The sequence below is a fragment of the Pedobacter sp. UC225_61 genome (genome assembly GCF_044452285.1).
In the GTDB taxonomy this organism is placed as follows: Bacteria; Bacteroidota; Bacteroidia; order Sphingobacteriales; family Sphingobacteriaceae; genus Pedobacter.
Window position 1 is genome coordinate 1324820 of the sequence record NZ_JBIOAL010000001.1, and the last position, 12798, is coordinate 1337617.

Consider the following 12798-nt stretch of genomic DNA (forward strand, 5'->3'; position numbering starts at 1 on the left):
TTAAGTGGATCAAAAATGTTTCAAAAGGGGTTCTCATATCTTGGTGTATTTTTTTTAACGACGCTATCTTTCTTGCCTTTGGGATTTTTATACTTATTGGCAGATATCTTCTATGTGTTCATTTATCATGTCTTTGGCTACCGTAAAAAGGTAGTTAGAGAAAATCTATTAAACTCCTTTCCGGAGAAAAATTTAGAACAGATTATTGCAATCGAAAAGAAGTTTTTTAAATATTTAGCGTCTTTGATGTTTGAAGTCATCAAGATGAGAAGTATGTCTGCCAAAGAATTAAATAAACGTGTAAAATTCAAGAATGTAGATTTAGTTGAGGCTTATCTAAGGAATAATGAAAGTGTACTTTTCTGCTCATCTCATTATGGAAATTACGAATGGGTGTGTATGGCAATTGGAATGACGTTTTCTGGCCAACATCATCCTATCTATAAGCCATTAAGTAGTGAGATTTTTGATAATTGGTTTTTGAAAATGAGGAGTAGATATGGAAACCAGATGGTTTCAATGCGCCAAACAATCAGAGCGATTCAATCGACTAAGCATTATCCAACTATGTTCACTTTTGGAAGTGATCAGGCTCCATCAAAAGAGGACTCACAATATTGGACTACACTTCTACATCAAGATGCCGCTATTCAATTAGGAGTAGAAAAAATTGCAAAGAAAACGAATAGGCCTGTTTTTTATTTAAAAACAAGCTATTTAAAAAGAGGATATTATGAGGTTGATTGTGTGCCAATTTGTTTAGATCCAAAAAACACAGCTGAATTTGAAATAACTGAATTGCATACACGGTTTTTAGAGGATTTCATTAAAGAAGAACCAGCATACTGGCTTTGGAGTCATCGGAGATGGAAGTACAAACCAGGAAAACTAGTTCGGAAAACTGAACAGCAAACTAAAATGGATGGTAAAATACTTCAATCCGAATTGTAATAAAAACTTATATCAAAAGTTTGTAAGCATTTGCTTGCAGCCTTTTGTTTTTATGGCATTTAATTTTTTCTTGGTTTATAGCTAAAATTCTTAAATTAGTTTATAGTAATTTGAAAATCATGAAGATTAAACATCTATTATTTACAGTTGTTGCCTTATTTATTGTAAATATGGCATTTGCACAAAGTACACCTTCATCAGCAGATGATGTATTGAAAGAAGCTTTTAAGGAAGCAAAAGCACAAAATAAAAAAGTGTTTATTAAATTTAGTGCGTCGTGGTGTGGTTGGTGTCATAAGATGGATGATAGCATGAATGACCCAGAGTTAAAAGCTTTATTCGATAAAAGTTTTGTAATTAAACACTTAACGGTTATGGAATCAAAAGGGAAAGAGAACCTTGAGAATCCAGGAGCAATGGATCTAATCAAGAAATATAATAGTGATGGTTTTGGAATCCCAATATGGTTTATATTTGATGCAAATGGCAAATTGTTGGTAGATTCTCATTTAAGGCCAGAAGGCACTAGTTTTGAAACCAAAGGAAAAAACATCATTGGTTGTCCAGCCTCAAAAGAAGAAGTGGATTCGTTTGTGAAGTCGTTAAAAATGACGACAAAGCTAACAGATGCTGAATTAGCAAAAATTGCTGCTCGCTTTAGACAAAATGATCCTGCTTATAAAACAGAATAACAATAAAAAATTGAGCCACAGATTCGCAGTGAAGCCGTGGCTTTTAATGTATTAGTTTCTAAGCGTGTTGTCCTTCATGAACACCTTCCGCAAATTCTTCAACAATTTTATCGTTAAAAGCTGGTAAATCCTTTGGCGTTCTACTTGTTACTAAACCTTGATCAACAACAACTTCTTCATCAACCCAATTTGCACCTGCATTAATTAAATCTAGAGAGATATTTTTTACAGATGTTAATTTTCTGCCTTCTACAACACCAGCATTAATTAATGTTTGAGGTCCGTGGCAAATTGCTGCAACAGGTTTTCCTGCTTCAAAAAATGCTTTCACAAAAGCAATGGCATCATCATTTACACGTAGTTGATCTGGATTAATTACCCCACCTGGTAAGACCAATCCATCATATTCATTAGCATTTACTTCGCTTAGTGTTTTATCAATATCTACTTCTATAGACCAATGATCGTGATTCCAAGCTTTTAATTTACCACTTTTTGAAGAGATGATATGAACAGTAGCGCCTTCTTCTTTTAATCTTTTTACTGGCTCAGTTAATTCAACTTCCTCAAAACCGCTTTCCGAAAGCACTGCAATTGTGCGATTATTTAATTGTCCCATAATTTATGTTTTTAATAGAATGATATATTAAATACAGTTAGGGAAATAATTTGTTTAGAATAGATAAAAATACACGCTTGAGTTATGGCTGTGGTTACAAGATTTTATTCTGAAGGATAATTCGAAATGAAGAAACAATTGCACTTTATTAATCGTTCGTTCTTCTATGCCTTAAGAAATATTGCGCTAAGTTTAACGCGATAAAAATGTGATTTAACACATTAGGAATAAATCCATAATAATGACTTAGTATTTTAAAACGCTCTTTTAAACTGGCTAAATGTTTTTGCTTACTCATGCCGCCAACTAAATATTTAGCAACGTATAGGTGTGTATTTACAATATTAGATGATTTTTTAGCGGCTTTGATAATCCAGTCAATATCTGAGCTGTATTTGTACTGTAAATCATAAGGCTCGGTTAAGCTACGCTTGATATAAATTGCTTGGTGACTAACATTCATGCCGAACTTAAAACTATGCCAATCAAAATGCTCTGGCGCACGGTGACGTCGTTGTCCTAAACTTTTCCAATTCGCATCATACATTTCAGTTTCTCCATAATAAATATCACCCGATGGTGCCGAAGCAAAAACATCTGTAACCGTTTCTGGTGCATAAATTTCATCCCCAGAGTTCATAAAAAGTACGTAATCGCCTGTGGCCAATGCCAAACCTTTATTCATGGCATCGTAAATACCTCTATCTTGCTCTGAAACAAAAATAGCTAGTCTATTTTTGTATTTAGTAATAATATCTATTGTCCCATCGTTCGAAGCACCATCAATTACAATATATTCAATATTGGAGTAGGTTTGGTTTAACACAGAAAGCATGGTTCGCTCAATAGCCACCACGTTGTTATATACTATCGTAATTACGCTAAGTTTCGGATTTATGGTCATTTAGGCAAAGCGTTTAATAAACTTTGATATAATTCTTCGTGTTCATCTGCAATTAGTGATGGTGCAAAATGGTTTAAAATAGTTCTTCTAGCTTCCTTTTGAACCGCTTCTTTATCTTGATGTAAAAAAAGCCATTCAATTCCATCAGCTAAATCTATAGCTGATTCGTAATTTGCCAAATATCCATTCTTTAAATGCATGACCATATCTGGAATTCCGCCAGTTTTAAAAGCAATTACAGGCGTTGCACAAGCCAAGCTTTCCATTACGGTATTGGGTAGGTTATCTTCTAATGATGGCGTGATAAAAGCATCTGCTGCTGCGTAACATTTTGCTAAATGCTCATCTTTAGAAATGGTGCCTAAAAACGTTGTTTTAAAAGGAAACTCTGGAACAGCTTTCTCATCCTTATTGCCAAAAATAACTAGTTCTATTTGCTCATTAGGTATTTCAGGACGGGCTGCTAATTCATTTAATGCATCTATCAAATATTGAGTTCCTTTATGTTTATCATTTTTTGAAGGCATAAATCCGCTCATCAACACAAAATGATGTGCAGGTATCTTAAGAATTTGTTTGGCCTCCGCTTTTACGTAAGGTTTAAAAACATCAATTTCTAACGTATTCGGAATTACTGAAATTTTCCTAACGCCCAATAAACTACTTTGTTTGACTGAATTTGCCATCCAATTGCTTGGTGCTACAATATGAAAATTTAATTCTGAATATGCTTTTTGTTTGCGGAGCCAATTTTTATGAGAGATATCATTTGGCCCATCAAATTTTAGTAAAGGACAATTACCACATTGTTTATGAAAATGTTCACAGCTGTAACGCACATGACAACCCCCTGTAAATGCATTGCTATCATGGAAAGTCCAAACAATTGGCTTTTCCAATTCATCGAGCTCTGCTAAAAATTTAGGAGATAAAAACCCGTGATTAATCCAATGTAAATGAATAATATCTGCAGATTTTAATTCTGGATGATTGACAATTGATTTGCCAAACCATTGCAAAGAAAAAGGTGTTTTAACTGCTTTTACAAATAGTTTAGCTAAATAACGCTCTGCCATAATATTGAAAACGGCTTTAGCTTTAGCGAAAACATTTTTACTGAAAGTATCGATTTTAGGGTTCTGACCAAATTTGTAATAGACCAACACCTTCGAATCAATGCCATTTGATTTCAGGGCGTCACTTAAACGAAGGCAAGCTCTGCCAGCGCCTCCATTTCCATCGTAAGTATTTAAGTGTACAACTTTCAAATCAATCAAAAATACATTTATTCGAGTAAACCAAATTGTTAATAGTGTTAAATTGTTAAACAAAACAATAAAACAATTGAACAGTTCAGCAATATAATATAGACATTTTAATATTCATTATACTTTGTGTTTCTTTGTCAAACATATGACGAACCTTTTAACCGACAGAGATTTTTGGGTAAACTATTGGGAAAGTAAAACGGATTTATCGGTTGCTATACCTTCCACTTATTTATTTCATCGCCAACTGGCGGATATTGTGGCAACAAACAACATAAAAACTGCAATTGAATTAGGTGGTTTCCCAGGGTATTATGCTGTTTTTTTAAAGAAATATTTAAACCTCGATGTTACGCTACTGGATTATTTTGTTCATCCTCCAATTACCGAACAATTGCTAAAAACGAATGGTTTAGCCACCAACGATATTCATATTATTGAAACAGATTTATTTAAGTATACACCAGAAAATCAATATGATTTAGTGCTTAGCTGCGGGTTAATTGAACATTTTAACGATACTGCAGATATTATAAATCGTCATATTGCTTTTGTAAAATCTGGAGGAACTTTATTTATAACGCTACCAAATTTTAAAGCGTTAAATGGTTGGTTTCAAAAGAATTTCGATAAAGAAAATTACGATAAGCACAATATTAATTGCATGGATCCCGCGTTACTAGCTAAAATTTGCAAGGATGCAGGATTAGAAGTAATTCAATCTCGTTATTTCGGTAAATTTAGTGTGTGGTTAGAAAATGAAAAACAAAAATCTTTACCCGCTAGATTACTTAAAAAAACAATGTGGTTAGGTGGTAAGTTATTTACAAAAGTTTTCGCTTTTGATTCGAAACAATTATCGCCATATATAATTTTGGAAGCTAGAAAGCCTTAAGCTAATTTTTCTTTTAAATATCTTTTTATTCTTGCCCACAAACTTCCTTTTCTATTAGCTAAAAAGTGTTTAATAGCTTGGTACGCTTTTTTATTTTCCTCAACAACAGTTGGAAATTCTTTAATAGGCTGCGGATTGATAATTACATTATAAATATCACTCATTCCAGAGTGTATACCCGTACCATCGTGACCAATATTATTGACTAAAGATTGTGAAGGATTTAGCGTTAAGCCTCCTTTTAGAAAGATAGATGCATACCAACGTATAGCCCACGAATTATTTTTTCCATTCTTAAAATCTTGCATCTGTTTCCAAAAGTTCATGGTGTTTTCTATAGAAAAATCATGTTTCTTTTTGCTGTCGAACTGTTGGAGTAACGTATCAATGTTGGGTTCGAAGTTTTGCCAAGCTCTTGCCCATGTTGCCCATCCCCAACTGGTTGCAGCTCTATAAAAGAAACTTTGTGGTAAAGTCTCATCTTTTAGCGTATACATGTAAGCGCCAATATGCATCACCTTTTCTTCATTGCGGTATCGATTTAAGGCTTCATTAAAATAAGTTAAAGTATAAGGTGAAGAAATCAAATCATCTTCAAAAACAATAACTTGTCCATAAGTTGTTGTTAAACGATTCACGCCTGCAATTACCGAATTTGCTAAACCCAGATTGGTTTTACTCTCAATAATTTCTACTGATTTAAAACCATCAATTTTTTTAATAAAGTCTCTAACTTCTTTTACTTTATCTTCATCTGCGGTTGTTTTTGCTCCATCAGAAAAAATAAATAAACGACTTTCTGATGCCAATTCGTTTTGTTGCAAGAATTTAATGGTACGTTCGGTATGTTTCGGACGGTTGTAAACAAATAGAGCTATTGGTGCAAAATTCTGCATGATAAAGGGTTATAAATTTAAATACCCAAACAGTTATCGGCTTTATAAAAAACAGAGGTAGCTTTGTTATAGAACAATCCAGGTGAAATTCCAGTAAACGGCAACTCTTTAAACCCATTTGAGGTTAAAAAAGTTCTAGCTTCTTCATAAATTTCTCTTTCAGAATCATCCAAAACTAAAACGCCATTTGGAGTTAATGCAGCAACACTGTTTTTACAACAATTTACACGGTCTCTGCCATCAACAATAATTACATCGAATTTTTCACCCAATAAAGCAGCTTTCTTACTGTATTCACCGCCTTTTTCTAAATGCGTAAAAATCATTTCAGCGTTTTCTGCTTTCTCTTTTACAATTTTATTGAACCAAGCTTCATCGTGTTCTACAGAAACTACTCGGCGAACTCTTTTCGCATAAAATAAAGTAGAATTACCAGAGCCATATTCAAAAATAGAAAGTTCTTTAGTTAAACGAGTTTTAATAAAATCGATGAAAGAATAGGTTACCCAGGGAAGTGGCAAGCCATTATTATCTACAGCTTGGTGGGTATCAAATGCGGTAAACCAACCAATTGTGGCTAAATAGCCCTTATGTCCATAAGATAATAATGCATTTAGCCTTTTGGGCTTGCTGATTAGGGTTGCTAGTGCTTTAAATTTGCTCAACGTTTAACTATTTTTTGGAATACAGAAACCAAAAATAATGATTTTAACATCATTATTCCTTGCTGACGAGTTTTAGGAATGAATAAAAGATAAAAGGTGGATGCCATGCAAGCAATTAAAGTAGCAATTGATGCCCCTACACCTGCATATTTTGGGATTAGCCAAAGGTTTAAAAGAATATTTAGTATTGCACCAGCCGCAGTTCTGTAAAACGATATTCTAGTATATCCCTCTGCTAATAAATATTGAGAACTTGCTACACCGAGAAAAACAAATAGACCTGACCAAATATGGATGGAAAGCATTGTTCCAGCGCCTTCAAATTTATTATCGAAAATAATATGTATAATTTGATTGGCAAAAAAGCTGATAAAAATAGCCACAGGTAGGCTTATGTAAATTAACAAGTCATATAAATTTTTTAACCGTTTTTGGTAACGTGCTAAATCCGTTTTATGAGCATTAATAATTGCTGGAAATACAGAGGTAATAATTGCAGTTGGAATAAAATACCATGCTTCGCTTAAACTTGCCGCTGCACTATATATACCAACAGCGGCACTTCCCACTTGTTTTAGCATTACCTGATCTATTTTCATGTAAATAGAAACCATTATTGCCGATAATATTAAAGGAAATGATTGTTTTAAAAGGGAAATGCCTCTGGCTTTGCTAAAACTCCAACTTAAAATACTTAAGCCTCTGTTTTGGTATACAATAACTAATCCGACAGCTAAAATAAAAGCATCTACTACTAAAACGAGAACTAAATAAAGTAAAGGTAAACCTAGCCATACCACTACAATTTTTAATATTGCAGTTACGATTAAGCAAATATTTTGAACATAAACTACATATTTTGACTTTACCTGAGATTGAAAGTAGGCATCAATTACATTGAATGATTTAAACACTGAAGTTAGTGCCAGTAACGCGACAAATAAAGTTAAACTATCACCAGGAGTTGCAGATAAACGATGAAATATGAGATAAACAAATAAGGTGATAGGGATTAATAGAATATTTGTTCCTAAACGTAGCCACAAAGCTGTACCTAAAATTTCATCTCTTTTTGTTGGCTCATTTATAATTTCCCTAATAATAAAAGTATCCAAACCTAAAGCACCAACTGCTGCGGTAATGGCGACAAGAGCGAGTGCGAAACTTAAATCGCCAAATAATGCTGGACCTAAATAACGAGTAACTAAAAACCCCACCATTAAGCTTAATAGTTTGCCAGACATTAGCCAACCCGTATTTTTTAAATACTTGTTAAATGCTTCTTCATCAAAACCTTTTATGGCGGGTAATTTCATTAACGCAAAGATGTAAAAATTTATGCGCTCTGCTGAAAACTCTTTTCTATTCTGCCCAATTGCTTTAAATGATGGTTCAAGTGAATTTCAATAAACCTTAACCATTGTTTTGCATTTAAGTAACCTAACCTTGGATGTTTGGTCTTTATTTTTGAACTGGCTTTTTCTATTAAGGGATAATTTTTTGCCAATTGCAATTCGAAATCTAATATAAATTGCTCTGCTGCCATTAGATTAATTTTTTTAACCCTTTCAGCTAATCTTTTGGGAACATTATACCTCTTTCCCGGCGGGAAGGAGCCAAAAAATAAAACCATTTTTACTGCCCAATGCGTTGGCTTAATTTCTCCTTCGCCTTTTACACAATTATTTAATGCTAATAAGGAAAGTAAACTCGAATCGAAAATATGAGAATAGACTTCACTATAACTCCAACCGCCAATTGGTGGAATATGTATAAAATTTTCTTCATTCATATTAGCCAATTTAGCTTTATAAGCAGCAACTTTTTTTATGACGGATTGATATACTTTGCCTGTATTCATTTTATAAAGTTAGGTTATTTCTGTCCTAAAAATTCTAACAATGAATCTTGATTGCTTCTAAATTTGAAAACATCTTTTAAGGTAAAATAGCGTTGTTGATCAGATACAAAATTATACGCCATTTTTGCGCAAACCAACGCTTTATCTTCAAAACTATACAGTCTTAATAATTCGCCTATTTGTACGGTTGATGGTGCCGAATTTTGAATACTTGCTTGAATGACTTTTGTTTTATCATCATCAAAAGCTTCTCGTTTTACACTCAATCTTAATTGTTCAAAGGTTGTTGCACTCATGCCTCTTTTTCTGCCTGATGATTTACTGTCATTTAAGAAATTCAGAAACTCATCCTTGCTACTTAAAAAGGTAAATTCCTCTTTTAATGTATAGTAATTTTGCAAATCTGAAATTACAGGAGCAAGACTTTTAGCGAGAAATAATTTCTTATCATCTTGACTAAAGTTTTTCAATAAAATGGCAGCTTGAGCAGTTGATAAATAAGAATTTACAGTATAAGCTTGGATAACTTTAATTTTTCCATCATCAAATGGCTCTCTTTTTACCATCGCCAATAAATTGTTAAATTGATTCGTTGGATTACGATTTGGAACTGTTGGAGGAACTACTCCAGTGTTATATGAACCCGTATAATTATCAAAATCATCTAAGGCATATTGTCCATTCCTGTAGATTTTTAATTCATTTATTGTCTTTAATCCACTACGTAGCGTAAAGGTTAAAACCAATCTTTGTTCCGGACGAACACTAATTCTACTATTAAAAATGCGTCTATTCCCTTGTAGAATAGTTAATGATGGAGATGTATGATCAACATCGTAAAATCTAAATCTACCTTTTGAAGAACCAACTAATTCATTATCAAGATAAACCGTAAAGTTACCTCGATCTTCAATTTGTAAAAATACTTCTGCGTTGTTGTTTTGAGCGAAGCTTAGGTGCGCACTTAACAGTGCCATACCTAAAAGGATGTAAGTTTTCATACTAGTTCATTTGTGTGTGTTTGAGCATAATTCAAACATCAAACCTAAATGTGTTAAGAAATGTTAAAAGTGATGAAGCAGCTCTTCTAGACTAGAAATCTGCCATTCAACATCTGCTGGTTTTTCAATATTTAGCGGATTAAAAAAGATAGCCTTTAGCCCAAAACCTTGTGCACCTCGAATATCCGCTTCCAAACTATCGCCAATCATAATGCTTTCTTCTTTTTGTGCGGATGCTTTTGCTAAAGCATGTTCAAATATAATCCGGTTAGGTTTATTTACGCCAACATCTTCAGAAATAATTACATGCGTGAAATAAGGATTTAAACCCGAAAGCTCCATTTTTGTTAATGTAGTTTCTTTAAATCCATTAGAAATAATGTGTAATTGATATTTCTTTTGGAGATAAGTTAAAACTTTCTCTGCGCCAGCAAATAAATTGGTTTTTGTTGGACTGATTTTTACATAATCATCTTCAAATTGATGCGGAACATGCTCAGGTTTTACACCTAATTCTAAAAAAGTACTTCTAAACCGTTCTTCTCGAAGTGTTTCTTTGGTAATTTCTCCTAAATGATATTTTGCCCAAAGGCGATGATTATTTTCGGTATATCGATCAATAAATTCTTGTGCAGAATGTAAACCTAATGATTTAAGCGCATACACTTCATAAAGCTCTATTAAAGTTTCTTGTGCATTACGGTCAAAATCCCAAATGGTGTGGTCAAGGTCGAAGAAGATATGTTTGATCATTAAGAAAATTGTAATGTTGAAGGCTGTAAAGTTAAGACATTGATGGTCTATTCAATCGTCATGCTGAATTTATTTCAGCATCTGCCTGTAGACCAACTTATAGAAGACCCTGAAATAAATTCAGGGTGACGACAGCTTTAAATAAATTAAGCCTTGGTTCCATAAGCCAAATCTCCGGCGTCACCCAAACCTGGGACGATATAAGATTTGCTGGTCATTTCATCATCAATTGCGCCTAGCCATAAATCTGCCTTTGGCAAATTTGCACGCACATGTTTTACACCTTCAGTACTCGCAATGGCGGCAACTATATGTAATTTTTTTATTTTGTATCGATTAATTAACTCTTTTGCACACAAAACCATACTTAATCCTGTCGCTAACATCGGATCGGCAAGAATAACAACTTTCCCTTCTAAATCTGGTGAAGAAATATGTTCCATTTGAATTACAAAATCACCGTTCTTTTTTGTTTTGCGATATGCGGTAATAAAAGCACAATCAGCACGATCAAAAATACTTAACATGCCTTCTTGCATCGGTAAACCAGCTCTCAAAATAGTAGTTAAAACAGGTTGATTTGCTAATACTTTACTCTTAGCAATACCTAGTGGTGTTTGTGTATCAATCTCAACAAAAGTTAATGATTTACTAATTTCTAAAGCGAAAAATGCACCCAAACGTTCCATGTTTTTACGAAATCTCATGGAATCTTTCTGTATGGTTTCATCTCGAAGTTCTGCGATGAACGTATTGGCAATAGAATTAGTTTTGCTTAGGTCGAAGATCATAACCTAAAGATAACAAAAAAGATGTCATCTTAGTCTTTTAAAAGGATAGTGTTTGTTATTAAATGCTCAATAACTTAGATTGATAACGTAAGCTAATTTAATGAATTCTTCAACATTTCATCGTAAACAGTTTTCCATCCTTTCCATTTACCAGTTTCAGAAAGTGATTCATTGTGCCACAAACTGCAAAAAGTTCCGTCGACTAATTTCACACTCAATATCAATTCTTCTATTTTGGAAATAGCTTCTAGCGGATTTAATTTTAAATATTGTTGTAAGGTTACATCCATTACGGCAAAAGGATGAATTTTTAAGTGCGTTTGCTTTTCCAATTGTAAATCGTACCAAAAAAATGAAGTACAAGTCCCTGCTCTAAAACCAATTTGAGAAGCATAGCCCATAGAATAATCGTGGTTAATGCCTGCTTTAATAAGTTGTAAATAAGTTTGTGGGAAACTCAATTTTAAAAAATGCTGCCGTGAAGTATCAATCCTTTTTTGAGCAATTTCTTGTAACCTTACCAATTCTTCACTTATCTTTTTTGTTTCAGTAGTGGAAGCATAAGAGGGATGAAGTCCAATTTGTGCTATTTGAGATACATTGCTAATTAAATTTTTAAAAACTTCATCTTCTGGATCAATATTTTGATCAAATTCTTCATGCCCTTGTTTCGCTAATAAAAAAAAGAAAATAGCTCGTAAGTTATATTGAGCATGAATATCCGCTAGGTATTCGTAGGTGTCAAAAGGATCATCTTGACCTAACCCAGTGCTAATTAGATTTGCAATTTTTTCGGTATTCAGTTTCAAGGCAGCTTTAAAAAAGCGAACGGTGTTTTTTAAAATCCCGCTAGAGCGGAAATGATAAGCTCGATCTACATCAATCGTTGGAATAAATTCGAATTTCCTTTTCCTAAAAGTTAGTGTCGGGAATTTTTTAAGCAAAATATTTTTTAAAAGTAGCGCCCAACTATCAATTACAGGAATTTTCAATACATCTAATTTATATTGAAGGCTTTGCGTAGCAGGATAACGCTGATGTTCATCAGCCTCAAATGGCAAATATTCTTCATATCTACTTAAAAAGTAAAAAGAAGCTGCAAAAATATCAAACGGTAATGCACCATTCTCTACGGGGAAAGGCACTTTTTGATCGCCAAAGAGAGTTTCCTTTATCGTAATTGGTTCAATGTTATGTTTTGTTAAAAAAGATGAACAGGTAAAAAATAGCTCATCCCTCAATGGGATATCAGTGTAACTGATTTTAGGCAAATGACTAGTGCTAAAATCAGCCGCGACACTGGTAAATTCGAAATCGCAATGTAAAATCTCTCTAAAAATAAAGTTAAACGTATACTTTATTCGAGGTGTAACTTTAGGAGTGTAAATTAACAACTGCATAATTGCTTAAAGATATTTCTTATTAGTTAAATAATTTCATAAGAATTTGTAATAATTTAAAGAGGTTAATTATTTGTTCAACTTTAATTCGGATTTTATTCG

Annotated in this window: 14 protein-coding genes; 3 read left to right on the forward strand and 11 right to left on the reverse strand. The window is 33.3% G+C overall.

The annotated features are described in order from the left end of the window. Positions 1–15: 15 nt before the first annotated feature. Entirely contained in the window at positions 16–951 is a 936-nt protein-coding gene (locus ACHMWN_RS06405; protein WP_397298679.1) for a lysophospholipid acyltransferase family protein, read from the forward strand. 119 nt (positions 952–1070) lie between these two features. Next, on the forward strand, positions 1071–1643 hold the full coding sequence (locus tag ACHMWN_RS06410) for a thioredoxin family protein (protein WP_397298682.1): 573 nt from the start codon (positions 1071–1073) through the stop codon (positions 1641–1643). Between the two features lie 58 nt (positions 1644–1701). On the opposite strand, the gene ACHMWN_RS06415 is transcribed toward ACHMWN_RS06410, so the two are convergent. The 3 genes from ACHMWN_RS06415 to ACHMWN_RS06425 all read right to left on the reverse strand — a co-directional run bounded on the left by ACHMWN_RS06415 (position 1702) and on the right by ACHMWN_RS06425 (position 4443). Then, entirely contained in the window at positions 1702–2262 is a 561-nt protein-coding gene (locus tag ACHMWN_RS06415; protein ID WP_397298684.1) for a type 1 glutamine amidotransferase domain-containing protein, read from the reverse strand. Positions 2263–2410: 148 nt separating this feature from the next. Beyond that, positions 2411–3166, reverse strand: coding sequence for a glycosyltransferase family 2 protein (locus ACHMWN_RS06420; protein WP_397298687.1), 756 nt, complete (start codon positions 3164–3166; stop codon positions 2411–2413). Next, positions 3163–4443 (reverse strand): glycosyltransferase, encoded by a 1281-nt coding sequence (locus ACHMWN_RS06425; RefSeq protein WP_397298691.1) that lies wholly within the window; start codon positions 4441–4443, stop codon positions 3163–3165. The genes ACHMWN_RS06420 and ACHMWN_RS06425 overlap by 4 nt, the downstream gene beginning before the upstream one ends. 136 nt (positions 4444–4579) lie before the next feature. Here ACHMWN_RS06425 and ACHMWN_RS06430 point away from each other — a divergent pair, with 136 nt between their 5' ends. Then, positions 4580–5329, forward strand: coding sequence for a class I SAM-dependent methyltransferase (locus ACHMWN_RS06430; RefSeq protein WP_397298694.1), 750 nt, complete (start codon positions 4580–4582; stop codon positions 5327–5329). Here the strand turns inward: ACHMWN_RS06430 and ACHMWN_RS06435 are convergent. The 8 genes from ACHMWN_RS06435 to ACHMWN_RS06470 form a co-directional block, all read right to left on the reverse strand. Continuing rightward, the gene (locus ACHMWN_RS06435) at positions 5326–6225 is read right to left on the reverse strand and encodes a glycosyltransferase (protein ID WP_397298697.1); all 900 of its coding nucleotides are present in this window, start codon (positions 6223–6225) and stop codon (positions 5326–5328) included. The genes ACHMWN_RS06430 and ACHMWN_RS06435 overlap by 4 nt on opposite strands. A 17-nt stretch (positions 6226–6242) precedes the next feature. Further along, on the reverse strand, positions 6243–6890 hold the full coding sequence (locus ACHMWN_RS06440; protein ID WP_397298699.1) for an FkbM family methyltransferase: 648 nt from the start codon (positions 6888–6890) through the stop codon (positions 6243–6245). Next, on the reverse strand, positions 6887–8206 hold the full coding sequence (locus tag ACHMWN_RS06445) for a flippase (protein WP_397298701.1): 1320 nt from the start codon (positions 8204–8206) through the stop codon (positions 6887–6889). Before ACHMWN_RS06445 ends, ACHMWN_RS06440 begins: the two co-directional genes overlap by 4 nt. Positions 8207–8226: 20 nt before the next feature. Beyond that, entirely contained in the window at positions 8227–8751 is a 525-nt protein-coding gene (locus ACHMWN_RS06450) for a DinB family protein (protein ID WP_397298703.1), read from the reverse strand. Positions 8752–8765: 14 nt separating this feature from the next. Beyond that, positions 8766–9752 carry a DUF4476 domain-containing protein gene (locus ACHMWN_RS06455; protein ID WP_397298706.1) on the reverse strand — a complete coding sequence of 329 codons (987 nt, stop codon included), beginning with the start codon at positions 9750–9752 and terminating at the stop codon, positions 8766–8768. A gap of 63 nt (positions 9753–9815) precedes the next feature. Continuing rightward, the gene (locus ACHMWN_RS06460; RefSeq protein WP_397298708.1) at positions 9816–10505 is read right to left on the reverse strand and encodes a YjjG family noncanonical pyrimidine nucleotidase; all 690 of its coding nucleotides are present in this window, start codon (positions 10503–10505) and stop codon (positions 9816–9818) included. A 146-nt stretch (positions 10506–10651) separates the two neighbouring features. Next, positions 10652–11296, reverse strand: a complete 645-nt coding sequence (gene upp / locus ACHMWN_RS06465) for a uracil phosphoribosyltransferase (protein ID WP_397298711.1) — start codon at positions 11294–11296, stop codon at positions 10652–10654. A gap of 92 nt (positions 11297–11388) precedes the next feature. After that, positions 11389–12696 carry a polysaccharide deacetylase family protein gene (locus ACHMWN_RS06470; protein WP_397298714.1) on the reverse strand — a complete coding sequence of 436 codons (1308 nt, stop codon included), beginning with the start codon at positions 12694–12696 and terminating at the stop codon, positions 11389–11391. Positions 12697–12798: the final 102 nt, after the last annotated feature.

What these genes read in the sequence shown, in the direction of transcription:
- ACHMWN_RS06405 (WP_397298679.1), top strand. Translation starts at nt 16, where the DNA reads ATGTTTCAAAAGGGGTTCTCATATCTTGGTGTATTTTTTTTAACGACG.
- ACHMWN_RS06410 (WP_397298682.1), top strand. Translation starts at nt 1,071, where the DNA reads ATGAAGATTAAACATCTATTATTTACAGTTGTTGCCTTATTTATTGTA.
- ACHMWN_RS06415 (WP_397298684.1), bottom strand. Translation starts at nt 2,262, where the DNA reads ATGGGACAATTAAATAATCGCACAATTGCAGTGCTTTCGGAAAGCGGT.
- ACHMWN_RS06420 (WP_397298687.1), bottom strand. Translation starts at nt 3,166, where the DNA reads ATGACCATAAATCCGAAACTTAGCGTAATTACGATAGTATATAACAAC.
- ACHMWN_RS06430 (WP_397298694.1), top strand. Translation starts at nt 4,580, where the DNA reads ATGACGAACCTTTTAACCGACAGAGATTTTTGGGTAAACTATTGGGAA.
- ACHMWN_RS06435 (WP_397298697.1), bottom strand. Translation starts at nt 6,225, where the DNA reads ATGCAGAATTTTGCACCAATAGCTCTATTTGTTTACAACCGTCCGAAA.
- ACHMWN_RS06445 (WP_397298701.1), bottom strand. Translation starts at nt 8,206, where the DNA reads ATGAAATTACCCGCCATAAAAGGTTTTGATGAAGAAGCATTTAACAAG.
- ACHMWN_RS06450 (WP_397298703.1), bottom strand. Translation starts at nt 8,751, where the DNA reads ATGAATACAGGCAAAGTATATCAATCCGTCATAAAAAAAGTTGCTGCT.
- ACHMWN_RS06455 (WP_397298706.1), bottom strand. Translation starts at nt 9,752, where the DNA reads ATGAAAACTTACATCCTTTTAGGTATGGCACTGTTAAGTGCGCACCTA.
- ACHMWN_RS06460 (WP_397298708.1), bottom strand. Translation starts at nt 10,505, where the DNA reads ATGATCAAACATATCTTCTTCGACCTTGACCACACCATTTGGGATTTT.
- upp (WP_397298711.1), bottom strand. Translation starts at nt 11,296, where the DNA reads ATGATCTTCGACCTAAGCAAAACTAATTCTATTGCCAATACGTTCATC.
- ACHMWN_RS06470 (WP_397298714.1), bottom strand. Translation starts at nt 12,696, where the DNA reads ATGCAGTTGTTAATTTACACTCCTAAAGTTACACCTCGAATAAAGTAT.